Here is a 19,715-nt window from a genome sequence, read left to right on the forward strand (position 1 = left end):
CCGTATTTTAGCGAGAGTTAAACGGAGACAGTCCCCGCTTATCCGTGCGGGCAGTCCGCGCTGCCCGCTTCCTTGTCTTGCGGGGACACGAGACCGGGAGAACCCGATGTCCACCCCGTCCCTGCCGTCCACCGCCTCCGCTCCACCCGCCACGCCACCGCACCCTGCCAGGCTCGGCGCCGTCCTGTTCGTCATCGTCACCGCCTACCTGATGGTCGGCGTCGACTCCACCGTCGTCAACGTCGCGCTCCCCGACATCCAACAGGATCTCGGTTTCAGCCCCACCGGCCTGTCCTGGGTTCTCAACGCCTACACCCTCGCCTTCGGCGGCCTGCTGCTGCTCGGCGGCCGGGTCGGGGACATCATCGGCCGCCGCCGCACCCTGACCGTCGGCGTGCTCCTGTTCGCCGGATCCTCCCTGCTCGGCGGCCTGGCCGGCGACAGCGCCTGGCTGCTCCTCGCCCGCGCCCTGCAAGGAGTCGGCGCCGCGCTCACCGCCCCCAGCACCCTCGCCCTGATCACCACCAACTTCCCCGACGGCCCCCGCCGCCACCACGCCCTCGGCGTCTACGCCTCCATGGCCGGCATCGGCGCCTCCATCGGGCTGGTCCTCGGCGGGATGCTCACCTCCTGGGCGTCCTGGCGCTGGTCGCTGCTGATCAACGTGCCGATCGGCATCGGCGTCGCCTTCGCCCTGCCCCGCTTCGTCACCGAGACCCCGCGCCACGCGGGCCGGTTCGACGCGGCGGGCGCGCTGACCGGCACGGCCGGCATGAGCGCGCTCGTCTACGCCTTCATCCGCGTCTCGGAGCAGGGCTGGAGCGACACCCAGGCACTGCTGGGCTTCAGTACGGCGACGGCGCTGCTGACGGCGTTCGTGCTGGTCGAGACCCGCGCCGACCAGCCGATCCTGCCGCTGCGGCTGCTGGCCCACCGCAACCGGGCCGGCGGCTACGCCAGCGTCATGCTGGTGCCGGCCGGCATGTTCGGCGCCTTCTACTTCCTCACCCTCATCAGCCAACGCGTCCTGGGCTACAGCCCGTTGCGCGCCGGGTTCGCCTTCCTGCCGATGACGGTGGTGATGTTCACGACCGTGCGTCTGGCGCCCCGGCTGCTGGCCCGCCTCGGCGCCAAGCCACTGATGCTCACCGGGCTGACCATCCTGGTCGGCGCCTCCGGCTGGCTGTGGCGCCTGGAAGCCGACGACGGCTACGCGGCCGGCCTGCTCGGACCGCTGCTGCTGATCGGCGTCGGCATCGGTCTGACCCTGATGCCGCTGAACGCGACGATCCTGGCCGGCATCGAGCCGCGGGAGGCGGGCGCCGCCTCCGGTCTGCTGCAGACCCTCCAGTGGCTCGGCGGCACCCTCGGGCTCGCCGTCCTGGTCACCGTCTACGGCACGGCGACCCGGCACGCGGCCGGATCGCCGTCCCACGTCCTCGTCGAGGGCTCGGCCCGCGCCTTCGGCGTCGGCGCGCTGATCGCCCTGGCCGCGCTGCTGGTGGCGGGGCTCGTCATCACCGGCACCCGGCCGAAGGCGGTCGCCGCGTGAGCGGGCGTCAGAACAGGGCGCTGTAGGCGTTCAGGGCCGGCTGACCGCCGAGGTGCGCGTAGAGGACGGTGGAGTCCTCGCCGATCTCACCGCGCCGGACCAGATCGATCATCCCGGCCATCGACTTCCCCTCGTACACGGGATCGGTGACCATGCCCTCGGTGCGCGCGGCCAGACGCATCGCCGCCAGTGTGGTCTCGTCCGGGATGCCGTACGTGCCCGCGTGGTACCGCTCGTCCAGCTCCACGTCCGCCTCGGTCAGCTCCCTCCTGACGCCGATGAGTCGCCCGGTGTGGTGGGCGATCCGGGCGATCTGCCCACGGGTGGCGGCCGGTTTCGCCGAGGCGTCGACGCCGAGCACCCGGCGCGGCCGTCCGCCGGCCTCTGCCAGGGCGGCGAACCCGGCGACCATGCCCGCCTGGGTCGACCCGGTCACCGAGCACACCACCACGGTGTCGAAGAAGACCCCCAACTCCTGCTCCTGCTCGGCGACTTCGTAGGCCCACCCGGCGAAGCCGAGGCCGCCGAGGGGGTGGTCGGAGGCGCCGGCGGGAATGGCGTACGGCTTCCCGCCCCGCTCCTCGACCTCCCGCAGGGCCTGCTCCCAGCTCTCCTTGAACCCGATCCCGAACCCGGCCTTCACCAGCCGTACGTCGGCCCCGGCGAGCCGGCTGATCAGGATGTTGCCGACCCTGTCGTACACGGAGTCCGGCCAGTCGACCCAACTCTCCTGGACCAGCACGCACTTCAGCCCGGCGCGGGCGGCGACGGCCGCGACCTGGCGGGTGTGGTTGGACTGCACTCCACCGATCGACACGAGGGTGTCACAGCCCTGGGCGAGCGCGTCGGCGACCAGGTACTCCAGCTTGCGGGTCTTGTTCCCGCCGTACGCGACACCGGAGTTGCAGTCCTCCCGCTTGGCCCACAGGGAGGCGCCGCCGAGGTGGGCGGTGAGGCGTTCCAGGGGGTGCACGGGCGAGGGGCCGAAGAGGAGGGGGTAACGGTCGTACGAGGAAAGGGACATGGGTCCTCCCGTGTTCGGGAACGGTCGCCGGCATCAGCCACCGTCGGTTGCGCCGCCTTCGGTTGCGTCGCCGTCGGCGAGGGCGGCGAGGCTGCGCCAGATCCGCGCGGTGACGTGGACGGCCCTGTCCGTGTCGCCGGCGCCGCAGGCCTCGATCAGCCGCTCGTGCAGTCCGGCCGAGCGGCAGGTGCCGCCCTCGCCGAAGCGGCGGCGCTCCAGCCGGCGGATGAGCGGGGTGTAGCGGGCGATGGTGGCTGCGGCCGCGCGGTTGCCGGCGACCCGGACGAGGACGTCGTGCAGGTCGTCGTCGGCGCGGACGGCCTCGTCCACGTCACCGCCGGCCACGGCGGCGGCGAACCGCTCGTTGGCCGCGCGCATCGCCTGGACGTCCGCGGTGAGCAGCCGGGGCACGGCGACCCGGGTGACCAGTTCGTGCATGGCGCCGACCACGGCGGCGGCGTCGCGCACGTCGGCGGTGACGAGCGGGGTGACCCGCGTGTAGCTCTGCGGCTTGCTCTCCAGCAGCCCCTCGTCGACCAGCCGCGCGAAGGCCTCCCGCACGGGCGCCCGGGACAGCCCGAGCCGCTCGGCGAGCTCGGCGTCCCGCACCACCGCCCCGGGCTCCAGCTCCCCGGCCACGATGGCGTCCCGGATGGACACGTAGGCGCGGTCGCGGAGCAGGGTGCGGTGAACGGGTCGTATGGCCTCCACGACTGAAATGTTAGATGTCAGTGCGGACGCGGACAAGGGTGTGGCCCGCACCCCCGTGAACGTGCGGGCCACGCATGCGGCGGCTCAGGCCGCCCAGGGCCAGTCAGCGCTCTGTGCCGACTCCAGCAGCGGGACCATCCGGAAGGCCGCGTCGCTCAGGCCCCCGAAGGTGTGCCGGTGCCCGCCGCCCGACGGGCCGTGGCCCGCGCGGTAGCCGGCGAGGTTCCAGGTGTAGACCGGCACGTCCGCCGGAACCTGCTCAGTCGGGTCACCGTGGCGGCTGTACGCGTACTGCTCGTCGGTGACGATCAGCACCCGGTCCTGCCCCCGGTAGTGCGCGCGGACCGCGCTGGTGGTGTCGGTGCCGCCCAGGTCGCCGAAGCGGTCGAGTATCTTCAGCGCCGACTCGCCCTTGCGGAAGGCCAGACGCCGGCTCGTGGTGCCGAACTCGACGAGGTCCGCGCGGGCCGCCCGCAGCGCGAGCGCCGTGCCGAAGACCGCCGCCGCGTCGGCCCGGTTGAGCTCCGAGCGGTCCGACAGCGGCGCCCACATCGAGCCGGAGCGGTCGACCAGGATCAGCGTGCGGCCGGGCAGCGCGGGCACGTTGGCCAGCGAATGGCCGAGCGCCTGCTCCAGCGGGAACGCCCAGCGCAGCGACGGCGCGTGCCGGTAGGCGGCGAGGTAGCGGAAGGGGAACTGCCGCGAGCGGGCGACCTCGGCGGGGTCGCTGATCCGCGCGGCCACCCGGGCCGCCACCTCGTCGCAGACGCCGGCCTGGTCGAAGTTCCTCAGGTTCCGAACCAGTGCCATCGCCCCCATCGACGGGATGACCGCCTCCCACGCCGCCCGGTCCATCGGTCCCTGGAGCCATCCGGCCAGCGCCTCCCACGTCATCCCGGCCGCCGCGAGCCGCTCGGCACCGCCGTCCGACGTCACCACCGCGCGCCGCTGCTCGACGGGCAGCGCCATCAGCTCGCGGTGCGCGGTCAGGACGCCGTCCGCCGCGGGCGGCACGGCCGTGTCCGGGTGGTGGCGCCGGTCGAGGGCGTACCGGAACAGCTCGCCCTGCCACGGCTTGGCCGGGTCGGGGCAGGCGTGCACCAGGTTGAGGACGTCGCCGAAGCGGTAGCCCTTGGAGGCGGTGTCGTACTTCAGCAGCGCCGTGGCGCTGTAGAGGCGGCGTACGGCGTCGGCGATCCCGCGCTTGACCGGCTTGGGGACGGTGCGGCCGTAGGTCGCCGTCCAGTAGGCGAGCAGTTCGCCGGGCTCGTCCGGGCGCCGCAGGACGGAGGCGACGACCTGGCGGTTGGCGGGGCCGTCGGTGGCGCCGGCGTCGAGGCGTGCCCTGACGTACTCGGCGACGCCGACGACGGCGGCGGTACGGAGGTTTCCCTCGCCGCGCAGCCAGCCGAGCAGGCCGGCCGTCCACGCCGGGTCCTCGACGGCGAGCCGCCGCACGAGGGCGGCGAAGCGGTCGTCACGGTCGGCGCCGGTCTCGTAGAAGGTGCGCTGGGAGACGAAGTCGGCGACCGCGAGCAGGAAGAGCTCCGAGCGCGCGTCCCGCTGCCGTCCCCGGCCGCCCTCGTACGTCCGCAGCACTCGGCCCGTGGACGTGACCCAGGACGTGGGCGGTGTCCTGGCGGTCTTCCGATTGAAGCGTGCCATGGTGAATTCCCCCCGAATTCGCGGCTGTTTCGGAAGGAGGCACAGCAAAAAGGCGGATGCCCGAGTTCAGGAGTCGGCGACAGGATGCGAACCCGCACACCGGGCATCCGCCATGAGCTGCGCCTCCCGAGATCAAGTCGACGGCGGCATCGGATTCTTTGGAAGAGAAGTAGCCGCTGCCTTCGCACCGGGAGGTGCGCTGCGTTGTGATCTCACTGTAGGAGGCACAGCTCGGGTGGAGCGAGTCAATTACATGCCGTTCCCCTTACCGGGATTCACCGCTTCTGCCGCTTCCACGGCCCGGTGATCGCCAGCATGATGCCCGGCTCCTGGATGTTGGCGAACAGGGTGCTGCCGTCGGGCGAGAAGGTGACGCCGGTGAACTCGCTGTACTCCGGCTCCTCTTCGGTGCCGATGTTCAGCTCGTTGCGGGCGATCGGGTAGGTGCGGCCGCTGTCGGTGGCGCCGAACAGGTGCTGCAGGCCCTCGCCGTCCTCGGCGATGACGAGGCCGCCGTAGGGGGAGACGGTGATGTTGTCGGGGCCGTCGAAGTTGCCCTCGGCGGACGGGTCGGGGTTGACGCCGATGCGGACCTTGAGGGTGAGGGTGCGGCGCTTGGGGTCGTAGAACCAGACCGAGCCGTCGTGCTGGACGGGGCTCTCCTCACGGGCGTACGAGGAGACGATGTACGCGCCGCCGTCGCCCCACCACATGCCCTCCAGCTTGCGGGCGCGGGTGACCTGGCCGTCGGTGAACTGCTTGCGCACGGAGACCGACTTGGCGTCCCGGTCGGGGACGTCCACCCAGTCGACGCCGTAGACCGTGCCGATCTTCGTGGCGCGGGAGAGGTCGTCGACGAACTTGCCGCCGGAGTCGAAGCACTTGAAGGCCTGGAGCGTGCCGGCGTCGTCGGCGAGCGTGCGCAGCCTGCCGCGGCCGTGGTGGAAGCCCTCCGGCGGGGTCCAGCGGTACAGCAGGCCGTTGGGGCCGGAGGCGTCCTCGGTGAGGTAGAGGTGGCCGCGCTTGGGGTCGACGACGACGGCCTCGTGGGCGTAACGGCCCAGCGCCTTGACGGGCTTGGGGTCGCGGTTGGCCCGGCGGTCGGCGGGGTCGACCTCGAAGACGTAGCCGTGGTCCTTGGTCATGCCGTTCTGGCCGGCCTTGTCCTCGGTCTCCTCGCAGGTCAGCCAGGTGCCCCACGGGGTGTTGCCGCCGGCGCAGTTGGTGGAGGTGCCGGCGATGCCGACCCACTCGGCGACGTGGTCGCGGCGCACCTCGACGACCGTGCAGCCGCCGGAGGCGGCGGGGTCGTAGACCAGGCCCTCGGTGAGCGGCACGGGGTACTTCCAGTTCGACCGCGGGCCCTTGAGCTCGTGGTTGTTGACCAGGAGGGTCGCGCCGCGGGGGCCGTCGAAGGTGGACGTGCCGTCGTGGTTGGACGGCGTGAACTCGCCCGACTCCAGCCTGGTCCTGCCGCTGTAGGTGATGATCCGGTACTTGAAGCCGGCGGGGAGGGCGAGGATGCCGTCCGGGTCGGGGAGCAGCGGTCCGTATCCGACACCGCCGTGGGCGTCCGCCGACTCCCCGGCGCTCTCGGTGTCCGTGGACGCAAGGGCGTTCGGCGCGGTGGCGAGGGCGCCGACGCTGCCCGCCAGCGCGACCCCGGCACCGGTGATCGCGGATTTTCTGGCGAAGTCCCTGCGGGTGAGCGACATGGTGTCTCCTGTGACGGTGGGTGTGCCGTGGAGGGTGGCGGACCTCGGGTCGGCGCCACCGTCCCGCCCACGTCTGAACGGGGGTTGAACGCCGGGCGACCACTCGGCACCCACTTCCATGAATCCGTACGCGACCCACCACGGGCGGGAAAAGACCCTCTCGCCCAGGTAATGGGCCGGACGAACCGGCGCCAGGAACGAACGAAGCCGCATCGGTCCGCCGCGCAGGGCCCCGCTCTGCGGCCCCGGCAGCGGGCCCCTGCACGCGCCGGGAGTCAACTCCCTTGCTGGGAGCGGGCCTTGAACGCCGCCTTGCGGGCTTCCTTGGCGATCCTCTTGTCCGGGTGGAGGCGGCCCATCGCCTCCAGGACGTCCGCCGTCGCCGGGTGGTCCACCCGCCAGGCCGCCGCGAAGAAGCCGCCGTGCTGGGCCGCCAGACCCTGGACCAGGGACCGCAGTTCCTCGGAGTTGCCCTCCGCCGCCAGCTGGGCGGCGACCGTGTCGATGGTCAGCCAGAAGATCATCGACTCCGAGGGCGCCGGCACGTCCGCCGCGCCGTGCTCGGTCAGCCAGACGCGGGCCAGTCCGCCGAGTTCGGGGTCGTCCAGGACCTCGCGCAGCGCCGGTTCGGCCTGCGTGCCGACCAGGGACAGCGCCTGCTGGCAGCGCAGTCTGCGCAGCGGCGCCCCCGTGTCCGTACCGCGGGCCGCCGCGAGCAACTCCCGTGCTGCGGCGAGCGGTTCGCGGCGGGCCAGCCACTGCTCGGTCTCCGCCCGCGCCGCCGACTGACCGAAACCCGCCGTCCCGTCGAGCAGCGCGTCGGCCCCCTTGTCCGCGAGGTCGCCGACGGCCGGCGCCTGGAACCCGGCCTCCAGCAGCCGCGCCCGCAGCCCGTACAGGCCGAGCGGCGTCAGCCGCACCATGCCGTACCGGGAGACGTCGAGGTCGTCGCCGGGTGCCGCGGGCTCCTCGTCGGCGTCGGCCATCAGCGCCTCGTCCACCGGCTGGTACGCCACGAGCCCCACCGGCTCCAGCATCCGGAACTGGTCGTCGAGCCGCATCATGGCGTCCGAGACCTGTTCCAGGACGTCGTTGGTGGGCTCGCCCATGTCGGAGGGCACGATCACCGACGCGGCCAGCGCCGGCAGCGGCACCGCCGCCTCCCCGGGCCCGTCCTCGCTCACCGTCAGCAGGTACAGGTTGCCGAGCACCCCGTCGAGGAACTCGGCCTCCGCCCGCGGGTCCCAGTCCAGGCCGGAGAGGTCGACCTCGCCGCCCTCGCCCATCGCCTCGACCAGGTCGTCCAGGTCGGGCACGCTGGCGTCGGCGACGACCGTCTCCAGCGCCCCGAGCCACACCCCGAGCACGTCGGCGGGCGAACCGCCGGTCAGCACGGCGAGCTCCGCGCCGGCCGCGACGGTGCCCTCCTCCTCGTCGACGACCTCGACCAGACCGGTGTCCACGGCCACCCGCCAGGCCTCGCTCGCGCAGGCCGCCGCGTCGTCCCCGCTCAGCCCGAGGGCCTCGGCGGCCGCGGGCAACTGCTCGTCGACGAGCCCGCCCCCGGCATCGACACGCGTGTCCGGCCCGGCCCAGCGGGCCAGCCGCGCGGCCCGGGAGAGCAGCGGCGTGGACAGGGCGTCCCGCGCCAGCTCCGCTTCGGGGTGCAGCCGTACCGGCGGCAGGGGGGAGGGGTCTGACATCGGCTGGTTCTCCTACGGCGCCTCGACGGTCGTACGACCACCTGGACGACGTACGACTCAAGCCGAAGCCTAGACGGATTTGGCCCCATGCCGCCCGGTTCATCTCTCCGTCAGGTGCCGTACATGGCCGAAACCTTGACAACCGGCCTGGCCAGGCAGGAGATTGACGCGCGTAGAAATCCGCTGGACATCTGTTCACCGTACTTTCTACGCGCGTCGCCACCGCCCCACCGGTCGCGGCCGCCGCCCGACCACGCACCACCCTCGTCCCGGCGCCCACGCACGTCCCCGGAGGGATCCCGTTGCCGAGCAAGAAGTCCGCGCGTCTCGCCGCGCTCACCGTCGCCGCCGTCTGTTCCGCGGCCTCCGCCGTCGTCCTGACCTCGCCCGCGCACGCCGCCGCGGTGCGCATCCACGACATCCAGGGGACCACCCGCATATCCCCGTACGCCGGCCAGAAGGTCACGGACGTGCCCGGCATCGTCACCGGCGTGCGCACCTACGGGTCGTCCAGAGGTTTCTGGATCCAGGATCCGACCCCGGACGACAACCCGGCCACCAGCGAAGGCGTCTTCGTCTTCACCAGCTCCACCCCGAAGGTGGCCGTCGGCGACTCGGTGACCGTCTCCGGCACGGTCTCGGAGTACGTGCCCGGCGGCGCCTCGACCGGCAACCAGTCGCTGACCGAGATCAGCAAGCCGACGATCACCACCGTCTCCACCGGCAACGCGGTCCCGGCCCCGGTCGTGATCGACGCGAAGTCGGTGCCGGACGCCTACACCCCGGCCGGCGACACCGCCGCCGGCGGCTCGGTCAACGGCCTGACGCTCCAGCCGTCGACGTACGCCCTGGACTACTACGAGTCCCTGGAGGGCATGAACGTCCAGGTCGCCGACGTCCGCGTGGTGACGGCCTCCGACCCGTACTACGAGCTGTGGGTCACGGTGAAGCCGCACGAGCACGCCAGCCGCCGCGGCGGCTCGGTCTACGGCTCCTACGACGCACAGAACACCGGCCGGCTGCAGATCCAGTCGCTGGGCGCGACCGCCGACTTCCCGGTGGCGAACGTCGGCGACTCCCTCACCGGCACCACCACCGGCCCGATGGACTACAACCAGTACGGCGGCTACACCCTCGTCGCCAACCGGCTGGGCACGCTCCAGAGCGGCGGTCTGCAGCGCGAGACGACCCAGAAGCAGAGGAACGGCGAGCTGGCGGTCGCGACGTACAACGTCGAGAACCTCGACCCGTCCGACGGCACCTTCGCCGCGCACGCCTCCGCGATCGTGAACAACCTGCAGTCGCCCGACATCGTGTCCCTGGAGGAGATCCAGGACAACGACGGCGCCACGGACGACGGGGTCGTCGACGCAGACGTCACGGTGAACAAGCTGATCGACGCGATCGTCGCCGCGGGCGGTCCCCGCTACGACTGGCGCTCGATCAACCCGGTCAACGACCAGGACGGCGGCGAGCCGGGCGGCAACATCCGCCAGGTGTTCCTGTTCAACCCGGAGCGGGTCTCCTTCACCGACCGCGCGGGCGGCGACTCCACCACCGCGGTCGGCGTCACCAGGGAGCACGGCAAGGCGGCCCTGACGGTCTCCCCCGGCCGCATCGACCCGGCCAACGCGGCCTGGAACTCCAGCCGCAAGCCGCTGGTCGGCGAGTTCGTCTTCCGGGGCCGCACGGTCTTCGTGATCGCCAACCACCTGGTCTCCAAGGGCGGCGACCAGGGGCTGACCTCGCAGTACCAGCCCCCGACGCGCAGCTCGGAGACGCAGCGGCACGCCCAGGCGACGGCGGTCAACGCCTTCGTCAAGGACATCCTCGACGTGCAGAAGAACGCGGACGTCGTCGCCCTCGGCGACATGAACGACTTCGAGTTCTCCGGCACCGCGAAGATCCTTGAGGGCGACGGCGAGCTGTGGTCGGCGATCAAGTCGCTGCCCAGGAACGAGCGTTACACCTACGACTACCAGGGCAACGAGCAGGTCCTGGACCAGATCCTGATCAGCCCGGCGATCCGGCGCGGCTGCGACGTCGATTACGACAGCGTGCACATCAACTCGGAGTTCAGCGACCAGATCAGCGACCACGACCCGCAGGTGCTGCGCTTCCACCCGTAACGCCCGCCGGGTCAGGGCTGGTTGAACACGCCGTTCAGCCAGCCCTGCCAGGCGCTCTCGCACTCCTTGATGTCGGCGTCCGGCGCGAAGTCGTGCAGGGAGATGCCGACCGGGTGCCCCCAGTGGTTGCGCCCGAAGACACGGGTGAGGCCCCGGTCGGTGCGCAGCCCGATGAAGTACGGGTCGCGGTAGTCGACCACGGCCTCGAACGCGTCGGGCCCGGTGACCGTCAGCCGCGTGCCGGCGGCCACGTCCTCGCCGACCCCGAGCGCCCGTCCGACGACGGCGAGGGCGTCGGCGGCCTTCGACGCCTCGGGGCCGTCGAAGGTGGCGAAGGCGGCCGGGCGGGGCGCGAAGTGGACCAGGTACTCGCGCAGGGTGTGCAGATAGAAGTCGGTGTGCTTGGCGGCGCCGTCGTACTGGTTGTCCCAGTCGTCGACGAAGATGCCGCTGTGCACGTAGCGCACCCAGGCGCGCCGCCCCTCGTCGCGGGGCTCGATCGTGTAGTCGAGCTGGTTGAGGGTCTGTTGGGAGATGCCCTCGACGTCCTCGACGCGGTTGGTGTAGCGGTGCGGCGGGTCCCAGGCGGTGACCGTGGACCCGAAGGGCCCCTTGCCGCCGGCCCTGGGCTCCGGCGGCTCCATCGGCCACAGATATCCGCCGGTTCCGGTGGTGATCGCCTCCCACACCTGCTCCGGGGTGGCGTCGACCTCGAACTGGCGGGCGATCTCGAATTCCTTGGACATGGCGGGCTCCTGACTACTCCGACTCGGTCTGCGTCAACTGGCTCTGTGTCGACTCGGTCTGTGTCGACTCGGTCTGCTTCAGCGTGGGGTGGACGGCCACGACGATCCGGTGGTCACGGCCGCCCTCGGCGTCCGGGGCGTCGTACTTGCGGATCAGCGCGCTGACTCCGGCCGTCAACTCCTGGACGAACGCGGCCCGTTCGGCGGCCGAGGCGAAGCGGACCTCGCCGTCCAGCGCGTACGTGGCCAGTCCCTTGCGGGCCTTGGCCGCGCCGGTGATCAGCGAGCCGACGTCACGCACCAGGCGGGCGCCGAGGGCGAGGAGCCAGCGGGCCGACAGCTGGTCGCGGAAGCGGTCCGGGTCCGGCTGCACGGAGGCCAGCGCGAGCGGCGAGATGACGTACGACGCCGCCGTCGCCCGCATCAGCCGCTCGGTGACGTTGCCCTTGCGGCGCTCGCCGGCCAGCTCGACCAGGCCGTGCCGCTCCAGTGCCTTGAGGTGGTAGTTCACCTTCTGCCGCGGCAGCCCCACCTGGCCGGCGAGCATCGCCGCCGAGGCGGGTCCGGCGGCCAGCTCGGCGAGCAGCCTGGCCCGGATGGGGTCCAGGGAGACGGCGGCGGCCTCGGGGTCCTCGATCACGGTCACGTCCAGCATGCGTCCACCGTCTCACCGAAAACTTTTTTTGTCCAGACGATTCGAGTATTCGGTCCGGGAGGCTTCCTCAGTCCGGCACCAGACCGAGCGCGTGCTCGTACCGGCTCGGCGCGAAGCCCTTCACGCCGGGGTACGTGCGCACCCGCTCCCACCGCTTGGTGGGCGTGCCGATCCCCTCTCCGGGGGCGGCCAGGACGTCGTCGTAGGAGCGGGCGCTCTCCCATTCGGCGTAGTTGAGGACGTGGGTGCCGTCGGTGCTCAGGTGGAAGTGGGCGGAGATCAGGCCGGGCCGGGCCTCCGGGTCGGTGTCGAGGGCGGCCAGCACCTCGTCGGCCCAGGCGGTACGGCGGTCGGCGGCGTCCGGCTCGAAGTCGATCCGCACGACCACGATCAGGCCCGGGACGCGCCCGTCCCCGGCGGCCCGCTGCCGGCTGCGGTGGCGCCGGTACCGACCGAGGCCGAGCCGCTCGATGCCGGGCACGGCGGTGTCGATCTCGTCGACCCGCTCCTGCCGGTGCGTCTTCACGAAGGCTTCGTAGGCCTGCTCGCTCGTCCACTGCGAGTGGTGGAGCAGGGTGGAGCCGTCGTGGCCGGTGTAGACGTGGTAGCCGAGCAGACCGGGGGCGGGCCAGGGTCGGCGCTCCCAGGTGCGCGCGATCGCCTCGACGGTCTGCCGCTGCCGTTCGGGGGTGCCGACGCGCCAGGTGCTGAAGAAGGGGGCGGCGGCGTCGGGACGGGTCAGGTCGGGGTGGGCGGGCGTTCGGCGGGTCATACGTGTCTCCCGTGATCGTCTGCTCGTCGGTGATCATCTGTCGTCGTCCACCGGCGACTTGGGCCGGTGTCCGTACGACCAGCCTTCAACCTCAACCAAGATTCAGGTCAAGTTCGCGATTCGCGCGGTCCGTTCGGGAGACCCGCTGGTCATGGAGGAGAAGGCGAGTCCCACCCGATTGCCCGCGCGATCCTGGCGGGCGGTGATACGGCGGACGGCGAAGGAACTGCTGGACGACGAACTCGCCGACCGCGCGGCGGCGTTGACGTACTACGGCGTGCTGTCGCTGTTTCCCGCGCTGCTGGTGCTGGTGTCGCTGCTGGGCGTGGTGGGGCGACGCGCCACGGACAAGATCCTCGACAACATCGGCGACCTGACGCCCGGGCCCGCCCGCGACATCCTGCGGGACGCCGTGACGCAGCTGAGCGACACCGGCGGTACGGGGAGCGTGCTGGCCGTGGTGGGACTGCTGGCCGCGCTGTGGTCGGCGTCCGGGTACGTGGCCGCCTTCATCCGCACGTCCAACGCGGTGTACGACCTGCCGGAGGGGCGGCCGGTGTGGAAGCTGACGCCGCTGAGGCTGGCGCTGACGGTGGCGCTGATGGTGCTGCTGGCGGCGAGCGCGGTCATCGTCGTGTTCACCGGGCCGCTCGCCGAACGGGCGGGCACCGCCATCGGGCTGGGGCACGTGGCGATCACGGTGTGGGGCGTGGCGAAGTGGCCGGTGCTGCTGCTCCTGGTGATGGTGATGATCGGGCTGCTGTACTGGGCGGCGCCCAACGTCCGTGGCCGCGGGTTCCGTTGGATCAGCCCCGGCAGCTTCCTGGCCACGCTGATCTGGCTGGCGGCGTCCGGGGGGTTCGCGGTGTACGCGGCCAACTTCGGGTCGTACAACAAGACGTACGGGACGCTGTCGGGCGCGATCGTGTTCCTGGTGTGGCTGTGGCTGTCCAACCTGGCGATTCTGCTGGGGCTGGAGTTCGACGCGGAGCTGGTGCGCGAGCGGGCGGTCACCTGCGAGGGGCTCGGGCCGGGGGACGAGCCGTACGTGGAGCCCCGGGACACGCGGAAGTGGCCGCCGAAGTGGCGGGCGGCCCTGGGCAGGCGGGCGGCGGACCGGGCGGGACCGGCGGGGAGCGCCTGAGCGCACCCTGACCGCACCAGGACGCCGGAACCGCACCAAGACGCCGGACCACCGGTCACTCCGGCTGGTCCGGCGTCTCGCTGCCCTACAGCCGCCCTACAGAGCGGCCCTTGCCTTCGGGCCTTCCGCAGCCCTTACCTCTTGGGATACCTCCACGCCACCACGACCACCGCCGCCAGCGTCGCGCCGATGACCAGTGCCGGGCGGGGATGCCGTACCGCCGCCTGGACGACCGGGCGGGCGGGCCAGGGCATGCCGTGTTCCGCCCTGCGTTCGAGGGCGTGCCCCGTCCCCAGCGCCCGGCTCTGGGCGGTGTGCCCGGCCTTCGTGGCCCGCTCCTGCACCGTGTGGCCGGCCTTCGCGGCCCGCTCCTGCACCGTGTGACCGGCGTGTGCGGCCCGTTCCTGCACCGTGTGGCCCGCCTGCGCCGCGGTGCTGCGCAGCTGCACGGTCATCGCGCCCGCCTTGTCCCGCAGATCCGCCGCCCGGGCCCGCGCGCGGCCCTTCACATCCATCTTTCCTGCCAACTCCTCGACCGTGTCCCCGAGTTCGCTGCGCGTCCGTTCGATCTGGCGCCGCAGCTCCTCGGGGCCCTTGACGCCGGTGCGCCCCGCCGACTTCTCCGTCATCGGTGTGCCCTTTCCCTGATCTCCTCGACGTCGGCCCGTACGCTGCCGAGGGCCTCCTCGGGCGTGGGGGGTGTGGCCCGGCGCAGCTGGGACCGGCCGGCGGCGCCCAGCACCCCGGCGATCACGAACAGCACCGCCGTCACGATCAGCGCCGCGGCCCAGACGGACAGCGTCAGCGAGAGGGCGGCGATCGCCGTGCCGGCCAGGGCGAGCAGACCGGCGTAGGCGAACGCTCCCGCCGCGCCGAGCAGTCCGCCGCCGCGGCCGGCACGCCGGCCCTTGGCGGCGAGCTCCTCCTTGGCGAGGGCCACTTCCTGTCGTACGAGTCGGGAGAGCTGTTCGGTGGCCTGGCCGACCAGCTCGCCCACCGAGTGGTGCTCGTCGGCCACGGGCCGGCTCCGCGTGGTCCCGGTCACGGTGTCCGCCTCCTCTCGTCCTCCTTGACGACCAGCCGGGTACCCTGACCGGCTCCGACTACCCCTGCCCGCGCTCGCCCAGCCGGGCCAGCTGGGTCTGGAACCAGTCGAGGCGGGCCTGCAACAGGGCTGCCTCGGCGGTGAGTTCGGGCACGCCCAGCTCGCCCTGCGGGAGCTCCCCGGGCAGGCCGGGACCGGTGGCCGCCAGCACCCTCAGGCCGTCCCCGGCCAGCCGGGCGAAGGCGGTGAGCGACACCGACGTACGCCCGCGCACACAGCCCGCGCACGAGGGCGCCAGCGCACGCCAGCCGGGCCGGCCCCAGCCGGCGTCGGCCAGCGCGGCGGCGACCGCGCCGCAGGCGCAGGGGCCGGCGGTGGCGGTGCGCACCCGCTGGCGGGCACAGCGGAAGCCGCGCTCGAAGCGGATGTAACGCCCGAGCACGGAGACCTCGAGCAGGAGGGCCGTCCGGTGCTCGGCCGTGCACAGCAGCGCCTCGGCCGCCGCGCGGTCGTGCACGCAGTGGAAGCCGCAGTCGCAGCGGCGGTGCGGTACGCGGTGGCGCAGGCCGTAGACGCAGGACGCGTCGGCCACCACTCCGTACGGCAGCGCGCCGCCCAGCGACACACCGGTGAACCCGGCCCGGGTGCCGTCCTGGGACAGCACCGGGTGGGCGATCTTGTATCCGGTCGGCGGCTCCGTCGGGCGTTCCTCCGGAAGCCGCAGTCTCATCGCGTCGCCGGGACCTCTTCGGGGACGGCCGCTTCCGCGATCTCCTCAGACTCCTCAAAGACGTCTTCGGGAAGTTCCAGGTCGTCCGTCTGCGTCTGCGGCCGCTCCTCCGCGACCCCCGTGGCCAGTGCCCTGCCGAGTTTCATGACGCCTCCCATGACCGTTGCCGGTGACCGTCTTGACCATGGTGACCCATGAAGGACCGTTTTGGACACAGGGCCAGGGAGATAACTCTTCAGCATCCCTTACGGATACCTCGTAGAGAAATTAAGTGGAGCTACACGATCGTTCCGCCGAGACTACTCCCATGACGACAGCCACCGCCTCCGCATCCACCGCCGCCCCCTTCGGCAAGGCCCTGTGCGCGATGGTCACCCCCTTCACCGAGGAGGGCGCGCTCGATCTCGACGGCGCTCAGCGGCTCGCCGACCATCTGGTGTCGCGAGGGTGCGACGGACTGGTGCTGAGCGGCACGACGGGTGAGTCGCCGACCACGACGGACGCCGAGAAGGCGGCGCTCGTCACGGCGGTGCGGGAGGCGGTGGGTGCGCGGGCGTCGATCGTCGCGGGCGTGGGCACCTTCGACACCCGGCACACCGTCGAACTCGCCCAGGAGGCCGAAAAGGCGGGCGCGGACGGCCTGTTGGTGGTCAGCCCGTACTACAGCAAGCCGCCGCAGGAGGCGCTGGAGGCGCACTTCCGTGAGATCGCGGACGCGTCCGGACTGCCGGTCGCGCTCTACGACATCCCCGGTCGCACCGGCACCCGCATCGAGCCCGACACCATGATCCGCCTCGCCGAGCACCCGCGCATCGTCGCGGTCAAGGACTGCTCCTACGACTTCCTGGCCGCCCAGAAGGTGCTCGCCCAGACGGAGTTGGCGTACTACGCCGGCTGCGACGAGCACAACCTCGCCCTCTACGCGGTCGGCGGCGCGGGCTACGTCAGCACGGTCGCGAACGTCGTCCCCACCCCGCTCCGCGCCGTCCTGGACGCGTTCGACGCGGGGGACACGGCGGAGGCGGCCCGCCGCCAGCAGCGCGCCACCCGCCTCGTCGAGCTGGTGATGTGCGCCGGCCTGCCCGGCACGGTCACGGTCAAGGCCCTCCTCAACGCACTGGGCCTGCCCGCGGGCCCGGTCCGCGCCCCCCTGCTGCCCGCCGCCCCCGAAACAGTGACGGGCCTGCTGGCGGCGTACGAGGCCCTCACGACCACCGCCTGACCGGCGCCGCCCCGCCGCTTGCCGTACGTTGTCGGCGTGACCCGCCCCCTGCGCGTCTGGCTCAACCCGTCCCACGGCCCGGCCCTGCTCGCCCTCGACTACGAACTGTGCTGGGCGACCACGTGGATGGACGCCGCCAACCGCTGGATCGCCCCCGTCGTCGGCCTGCCCGAGCTGCCGTACGTCGACTTCGGCGCCGGCCTGTTCGCGGTCCGCCCCGACGGGGTGCACTGGAAGACGGAGGCGATCGTGGCGTACGCGCGGGGGCGCCCGTTCGCGTGGGTGGACGACGAACAGACCGCGGCGGACGAGGAGTACGTGACCGCCCACCACCCCGCCCCGGCGCTCCTGCACCAGGTGAGCCCACGACTGGGCCTGCGGCAGGGCGACTTCGCGGCCCTGGCGCGCTTCGCCGCGACGCTGCCCCAGCCATGACGGACGAGACGCGACGAGGCGCCCTCCCGTCGCTCGGCGGAAGGGCGCCCGGCGCCGCAAGGACCCGGTGGGAGCCGTCAGTTGTGGCTGTGCAGGATCTCGTTCAGGCCGCCCCAGACCGCGTTGTTCGGGCGGGCCTCCACCGTGCCGGTGACCGAGTTGCGGCGGAAGAGGATGTTGGAGGCGCCGGACAGCTCGCGGGCCTTGACGATCTGGCCGTCGGGCATGGTGACGCGGGTGCCGGCCGTGATGTACAGCCCCGCCTCGACCACGCACTCGTCGCCCAGGGCGATGCCGACGCCGGCCTCGGCGCCGATGAGGCAGCGCTCGCCGATGGAGATGATGACGTTGCCGCCGCCGGACAGCGTGCCCATGGTGGAGGCGCCGCCGCCGATGTCGGAACCGTCGCCGACCACGACCCCCGCCGAGATGCGGCCCTCGACCATCGACGTGCCGAGCGTGCCGGCGTTGAAGTTGACGAAGCCCTCGTGCATGACGGTCGTGCCCTCGGCGAGGTGCGCGCCCAGCCGCACCCGGTCGGCGTCGGCGATCCGCACGCCCTTGGGCGCCACGTAGTCCGTCATGCGCGGGAACTTGTCGATGGACGTCACCTGGAGGTGCAGGCCCTCGGCGCGCGCGTTGAGCCGCACCTTCTCGACGTCGTCGACGGCGACGGGGCCGAGGGAGGTCCAGGCGACGTTGGCGAGGAAGCCGAACATGCCGTCGAGGCTCTGGCCGTGCGGCCGGACCAGCCGGTGCGAGAGCAGGTGGAGGCGCAGGTACACGTCGTGCGCGTCGATCGGCTTCTCGTCCAGCGACGCGATGACCGTACGGACCGCGACCACCTCGACGACCCGGCGCGCGTCCGGCCCGACCGCCTGCACGGCGCCCTCGCCGAGCAGTTCCACGGCCCGCTCGGCCGACAGCCGCTCGGTGCCGGACGGCCCGGGCTCGGCGGCCAGCTCGGGCGCGGGGAACCACGTGTCGAGAACGGTCCCGTCGGAGGCGATCGTGGCGAGGCCGGCGGCCACCGCCCCGGTGGTGCTGGGTGCAGTCGTGTCGCTCATGAGGGCAACCTAACCATCCAGGGCCTGCGGAGGCTAACCAGCGGGGGCGGTGTCTCAGGTGGCGAGCGGGACGGGCTGGGAAGGACGGCGTCGTCTCACGCGACCACCTCCCCGGTGGGCCTCCCGTTCTCCCGCCCGTCCGGCGTTTGCGGGCAGGGCCCCTTCGCGGCCGGCGCCGGGGACCGGGAGTGGCCGCGGGGGCGGGAGACGCCCAGCACCGCACCCCCGGCCGCCAGCCCCAGCCCCACGCACAACGGCCACAACACCGCCGGCGCGGCCTCGTACACGGCCCCGCCCAGCGGCGCCGCCAGGACCATCCCGCTGATCGAAGCCCCGGCGTACAGCGACTGGAACCGCCCCTGCGCCCCCTTTGGCGCCTGGTCGGCGACGTACGCCGTGGCCGTCGTCTTGTACAGCGCCTCCCCCACGGTCAGCAGCGCCATCATCACCACCGCCGCCCCGATCCCCGCCCCGAGGAGCAGCACCCCGTAGCCCGCCGCGACCAGCACCAGCCCGGCCCCCACCATCCGCAGCGGCGAGCGCCGCCGCAGCAGCACGGCCAGCGGCAGCTCCAGGCACAGCAGCACACCGCCGTTGACCGCGAGCAGCGCCCCGTACACCCGCGCGTCCATCCCGTGGTCCGCGAGGAACACCGGGAAGGTGGAGTACTGCTGCCGGTAGACGACGTCGATGACGACGATCGCCGGCAGCAGCACGAGCACCCCCGGCCGGGCCCGCAGCTCCGGCCACACCCGCCGCGCCCCGCCGTCCCCCCGCCCAGCGCTCCGCCGCGCCGCACCCCGCGCCGGCACCACCCGGGCCGTCCAGCACACCAGCCCGACGCTGCCCAGCCCCTCCGCCACGTACAGCCAGTCGTAGGAGAACCGCGTGGCCACGAACGCCCCGAGCACCGGCCCCACCGTGAACCCCCCGTTGGACGCCGACCGCATCACCGCGAACGCCTGCCGCCGCGCCCCCTCGGGGACGATCACCGCGACCAGCGCGGAGTTGGCGGCCCGCTGCACCCCCGAGGCGTACTGCGACAGGGGCAGCGCGACGAACAGCGCCCCCGTCGGCAGCACCGGGACGGCCGCCAGCACCAGCCCGGACACCCCGGCCGCCGCCAGCAGCACCCGCCGGTGCCCGAACCGGTCCCCGAACCAGCCCCCCGTGAAGTTCCCGGCGACCAGCCCGACCCCCGCGATCCCGCTGAGCAGCCCCGCCGCGCCGGTGGCCAGCCCGCGGGGCCCGGTCAGGTAGAGGAAGGTGTAGGCGAAGCTCACGCTCACGACCATGTTCACGAACGTGCCGCACGCCAGCAGCCAGACCGTCCGCGGCACCTCCCGCAGCGCCCGCATGCGTCTCCCCCCAACCCTGGACCGGATCCGCCCGGCACCCTG

Annotated in this window: 18 protein-coding genes and 1 pseudogene; 5 read left to right on the forward strand and 14 right to left on the reverse strand. The window is 72.6% G+C overall.

Annotation, left to right across the window (positions count from 1 at the left end):
* Positions 1 to 106 precede the first annotated feature (106 nt).
* Positions 107 to 1,552, forward strand: coding sequence for an MFS transporter (locus ACYF6T_RS07380; RefSeq protein ID WP_461694414.1), 1,446 nt, complete (start codon positions 107 to 109; stop codon positions 1,550 to 1,552).
* Between the two features lie 7 nt (positions 1,553 to 1,559).
* Here ACYF6T_RS07380 and ACYF6T_RS07385 read toward each other — a convergent pair whose 3' ends face one another.
* The 5 genes from ACYF6T_RS07385 to ACYF6T_RS07405 all read right to left on the reverse strand — a co-directional run bounded on the left by ACYF6T_RS07385 (position 1,560) and on the right by ACYF6T_RS07405 (position 8,370).
* Entirely contained in the window at positions 1,560 to 2,576 is a 1,017-nt protein-coding gene (locus ACYF6T_RS07385) for a 1-aminocyclopropane-1-carboxylate deaminase (RefSeq protein WP_461694416.1), read from the reverse strand.
* Positions 2,577 to 2,609: 33 nt separating this feature from the next.
* Positions 2,610 to 3,287 (reverse strand): GntR family transcriptional regulator, encoded by a 678-nt coding sequence (locus ACYF6T_RS07390; RefSeq protein ID WP_461694418.1) that lies wholly within the window; start codon positions 3,285 to 3,287, stop codon positions 2,610 to 2,612.
* Positions 3,288 to 3,371: 84 nt separating this feature from the next.
* A complete protein-coding gene (locus ACYF6T_RS07395) occupies positions 3,372 to 4,952 on the reverse strand; it encodes a TROVE domain-containing protein (protein WP_461694420.1) in 1,581 nt (526 codons plus the stop codon).
* A gap of 275 nt (positions 4,953 to 5,227) precedes the next feature.
* A complete protein-coding gene (locus ACYF6T_RS07400) occupies positions 5,228 to 6,667 on the reverse strand; it encodes an alkaline phosphatase PhoX (protein ID WP_461694422.1) in 1,440 nt (479 codons plus the stop codon).
* A gap of 275 nt (positions 6,668 to 6,942) precedes the next feature.
* Entirely contained in the window at positions 6,943 to 8,370 is a 1,428-nt protein-coding gene (locus ACYF6T_RS07405) for a hypothetical protein (RefSeq protein ID WP_461694424.1), read from the reverse strand.
* A gap of 302 nt (positions 8,371 to 8,672) precedes the next feature.
* Between ACYF6T_RS07405 and ACYF6T_RS07410 the strand changes: the two genes are divergently transcribed.
* Positions 8,673 to 10,499 carry an endonuclease/exonuclease/phosphatase family protein gene (locus ACYF6T_RS07410; RefSeq protein ID WP_461694426.1) on the forward strand — a complete coding sequence of 609 codons (1,827 nt, stop codon included), beginning with the start codon at positions 8,673 to 8,675 and terminating at the stop codon, positions 10,497 to 10,499.
* A gap of 11 nt (positions 10,500 to 10,510) precedes the next feature.
* Here the strand turns inward: ACYF6T_RS07410 and ACYF6T_RS07415 are convergent, their stop codons facing one another.
* The 3 genes from ACYF6T_RS07415 to ACYF6T_RS07425 all read right to left on the reverse strand — a co-directional run bounded on the left by ACYF6T_RS07415 (position 10,511) and on the right by ACYF6T_RS07425 (position 12,672).
* The gene (locus ACYF6T_RS07415) at positions 10,511 to 11,245 is read right to left on the reverse strand and encodes an SRPBCC family protein (RefSeq protein ID WP_461694428.1); all 735 of its coding nucleotides are present in this window, start codon (positions 11,243 to 11,245) and stop codon (positions 10,511 to 10,513) included.
* Between the two features lie 13 nt (positions 11,246 to 11,258).
* Complete coding sequence (locus ACYF6T_RS07420; RefSeq protein ID WP_461694430.1) at positions 11,259 to 11,900, reverse strand: ArsR/SmtB family transcription factor; 642 nt, start codon at positions 11,898 to 11,900, stop codon at positions 11,259 to 11,261.
* A 67-nt stretch (positions 11,901 to 11,967) separates the two neighbouring features.
* Positions 11,968 to 12,672 carry an antibiotic biosynthesis monooxygenase gene (locus ACYF6T_RS07425; RefSeq protein WP_461694432.1) on the reverse strand — a complete coding sequence of 235 codons (705 nt, stop codon included), beginning with the start codon at positions 12,670 to 12,672 and terminating at the stop codon, positions 11,968 to 11,970.
* A gap of 151 nt (positions 12,673 to 12,823) precedes the next feature.
* On the opposite strand from ACYF6T_RS07425, the gene ACYF6T_RS07430 reads away from it, so the two are divergent.
* The gene (locus tag ACYF6T_RS07430) at positions 12,824 to 13,816 is read left to right on the forward strand and encodes a YihY/virulence factor BrkB family protein (protein ID WP_461694434.1); all 993 of its coding nucleotides are present in this window, start codon (positions 12,824 to 12,826) and stop codon (positions 13,814 to 13,816) included.
* 134 nt (positions 13,817 to 13,950) lie between these two features.
* On the opposite strand, the gene ACYF6T_RS07435 is transcribed toward ACYF6T_RS07430, so the two are convergent.
* From ACYF6T_RS07435 to ACYF6T_RS07450, 4 genes are read right to left on the reverse strand one after another with little or no spacing between them, the layout of a single operon-like run.
* Positions 13,951 to 14,445, reverse strand: coding sequence for a DUF3618 domain-containing protein (locus ACYF6T_RS07435; protein WP_461694436.1), 495 nt, complete (start codon positions 14,443 to 14,445; stop codon positions 13,951 to 13,953).
* Entirely contained in the window at positions 14,442 to 14,861 is a 420-nt protein-coding gene (locus tag ACYF6T_RS07440; RefSeq protein ID WP_461694438.1) for a phage holin family protein, read from the reverse strand. The genes ACYF6T_RS07435 and ACYF6T_RS07440 overlap by 4 nt, the downstream gene beginning before the upstream one ends.
* A gap of 58 nt (positions 14,862 to 14,919) precedes the next feature.
* On the reverse strand, positions 14,920 to 15,591 hold the full coding sequence (locus ACYF6T_RS07445; protein ID WP_461694440.1) for a hypothetical protein: 672 nt from the start codon (positions 15,589 to 15,591) through the stop codon (positions 14,920 to 14,922).
* The gene (locus ACYF6T_RS07450; RefSeq protein ID WP_461694442.1) at positions 15,588 to 15,737 is read right to left on the reverse strand and encodes a hypothetical protein; all 150 of its coding nucleotides are present in this window, start codon (positions 15,735 to 15,737) and stop codon (positions 15,588 to 15,590) included. The genes ACYF6T_RS07445 and ACYF6T_RS07450 overlap by 4 nt, the downstream gene beginning before the upstream one ends.
* A gap of 161 nt (positions 15,738 to 15,898) precedes the next feature.
* Here ACYF6T_RS07450 and dapA point away from each other — a divergent pair, with 161 nt between their 5' ends.
* Together dapA and ACYF6T_RS07460 are read left to right on the forward strand one after the other, a co-directional pair.
* Positions 15,899 to 16,813 (forward strand): 4-hydroxy-tetrahydrodipicolinate synthase, encoded by a 915-nt coding sequence (gene dapA, locus ACYF6T_RS07455; RefSeq protein WP_461694444.1) that lies wholly within the window; start codon positions 15,899 to 15,901, stop codon positions 16,811 to 16,813.
* 42 nt (positions 16,814 to 16,855) lie between these two features.
* A pseudogene (locus ACYF6T_RS07460) lies at positions 16,856 to 17,248 on the forward strand (hypothetical protein); the annotation flags it as partial.
* A gap of 77 nt (positions 17,249 to 17,325) precedes the next feature.
* On the opposite strand, the gene dapD reads toward ACYF6T_RS07460, so the two are convergent.
* Positions 17,326 to 18,315 (reverse strand): 2,3,4,5-tetrahydropyridine-2,6-dicarboxylate N-succinyltransferase, encoded by a 990-nt coding sequence (gene dapD / locus ACYF6T_RS07465; protein ID WP_461694446.1) that lies wholly within the window; start codon positions 18,313 to 18,315, stop codon positions 17,326 to 17,328.
* Between the two features lie 95 nt (positions 18,316 to 18,410).
* Complete coding sequence (locus ACYF6T_RS07470; protein WP_461694448.1) at positions 18,411 to 19,673, reverse strand: MFS transporter; 1,263 nt, start codon at positions 19,671 to 19,673, stop codon at positions 18,411 to 18,413.
* Between the last annotated feature and the right edge of the window lie 42 nt (positions 19,674 to 19,715).

This window comes from Streptomyces sp. 7R007, from assembly GCF_054850255.1.

Coding starts and splice junctions, on each gene's coding strand:
- ACYF6T_RS07405 (WP_461694424.1), bottom strand. CDS start 8,370: ATGTCAGACCCCTCCCCCCTGCCGCCGGTACGGCTGCACCCCGAAGCG.
- ACYF6T_RS07425 (WP_461694432.1), bottom strand. CDS start 12,672: ATGACCCGCCGAACGCCCGCCCACCCCGACCTGACCCGTCCCGACGCC.
- ACYF6T_RS07450 (WP_461694442.1), bottom strand. CDS start 15,737: ATGAAACTCGGCAGGGCACTGGCCACGGGGGTCGCGGAGGAGCGGCCG.
- ACYF6T_RS07415 (WP_461694428.1), bottom strand. CDS start 11,245: ATGTCCAAGGAATTCGAGATCGCCCGCCAGTTCGAGGTCGACGCCACC.
- dapA (WP_461694444.1), top strand. CDS start 15,899: ATGACGACAGCCACCGCCTCCGCATCCACCGCCGCCCCCTTCGGCAAG.
- ACYF6T_RS07470 (WP_461694448.1), bottom strand. CDS start 19,673: ATGCGGGCGCTGCGGGAGGTGCCGCGGACGGTCTGGCTGCTGGCGTGC.
- dapD (WP_461694446.1), bottom strand. CDS start 18,315: ATGAGCGACACGACTGCACCCAGCACCACCGGGGCGGTGGCCGCCGGC.
- ACYF6T_RS07430 (WP_461694434.1), top strand. CDS start 12,824: ATGGAGGAGAAGGCGAGTCCCACCCGATTGCCCGCGCGATCCTGGCGG.
- ACYF6T_RS07385 (WP_461694416.1), bottom strand. CDS start 2,576: ATGTCCCTTTCCTCGTACGACCGTTACCCCCTCCTCTTCGGCCCCTCG.
- ACYF6T_RS07395 (WP_461694420.1), bottom strand. CDS start 4,952: ATGGCACGCTTCAATCGGAAGACCGCCAGGACACCGCCCACGTCCTGG.
- ACYF6T_RS07400 (WP_461694422.1), bottom strand. CDS start 6,667: ATGTCGCTCACCCGCAGGGACTTCGCCAGAAAATCCGCGATCACCGGT.
- ACYF6T_RS07435 (WP_461694436.1), bottom strand. CDS start 14,445: ATGACGGAGAAGTCGGCGGGGCGCACCGGCGTCAAGGGCCCCGAGGAG.
- ACYF6T_RS07445 (WP_461694440.1), bottom strand. CDS start 15,591: ATGAGACTGCGGCTTCCGGAGGAACGCCCGACGGAGCCGCCGACCGGA.
- ACYF6T_RS07420 (WP_461694430.1), bottom strand. CDS start 11,900: ATGCTGGACGTGACCGTGATCGAGGACCCCGAGGCCGCCGCCGTCTCC.
- ACYF6T_RS07380 (WP_461694414.1), top strand. CDS start 107: ATGTCCACCCCGTCCCTGCCGTCCACCGCCTCCGCTCCACCCGCCACG.